This is a genomic window from Oleiphilus sp. HI0066 (assembly GCF_001635725.1).
This window is the reverse complement of sequence record NZ_LWFH01001197.1, coordinates 1-883: the sequence shown is the minus strand read 5'-3', so window position 1 is coordinate 883 and position 883 is coordinate 1. Positions and strand designations below refer to the sequence as shown.

Below are 883 nucleotides of genomic sequence, written 5' to 3'. Positions count from 1 at the left end.
AGTACGGTGACAAAATTTCTGTGCTTGCGCATGAGGGCCATACAAATAAAGGCCAGTCTGCATCCATTAATTTGGGCTTGAAGCAAGCTTCTGGAAAATATATAGCAATCTTAGATAGTGATGATTTTTGGGAGTTGAATAAACTTGAAATTCAGGTCGCATATTTGGAACAAAATCCTGATATAGGTCTTGTTTATTGTAATGGCTACGGTGTCGACAGTGATGGGCAGCGGTACTATGACTTTTATCCAGAAGACCCCAAAGAAAATAACGATCCCAATAGAGTGCTATTGGACTGTTATATTTTGCTGCCTCAAAATTCGCTTGTGCGTAAAAAAGTATACGATCGAGTCGGTTTTTTTAACGAAGAGTATCGTTCTGCGCAAGATCACGACATGCTAATTCGTATTAGCGAGGTATGTACGTTTGCATACCTGCCAGACTATGTTTTTAACTATCGAAGGCACGAAAATTCGATTAGCACGAAGAAGCAAGATGTGCGCTGGACGACGGGATTCAAAATTCTGGAAGCTGCTTCAAAACGCTACCCATACAAATCGAGCACAATTCGCAAACGTAAAGCGGTCCTGAACTTCCGCTTAGGGCAGGTCTTTATCAGACAGGGACGATATATGAAAGCTTTGGTTCATATTTTTAAAGCGGGTATTCTTGACCCGCTTCGGAGCTTAAAAGTTTTACTCGGCAAAGAAGTTGTTAACTGAGCGATTAGCAGATTACATTCTTATGCCACATCCTGTTAAGTTGCTTTATATCATTGATAGCTTCACGTCTCCTTATGCCGGTACTGAAGGACAGCTATACAAGCTAATTGAAGGGTTGGATCGGGATCAGTTTCAGCCGCATTTAATTCTCTTTAATTGTT

1 protein-coding gene is annotated in these 883 nt (G+C 40.9%); it reads left to right on the top strand.

Annotated features, from left to right (window positions below; genetic code table 11):
• On the top strand, positions 1 to 722 hold a 722-nt coding region (locus A3738_RS16215; RefSeq protein WP_156504304.1), incomplete at its 5' end, for a glycosyltransferase.
• Positions 723 to 883: the final 161 nt, after the last annotated feature.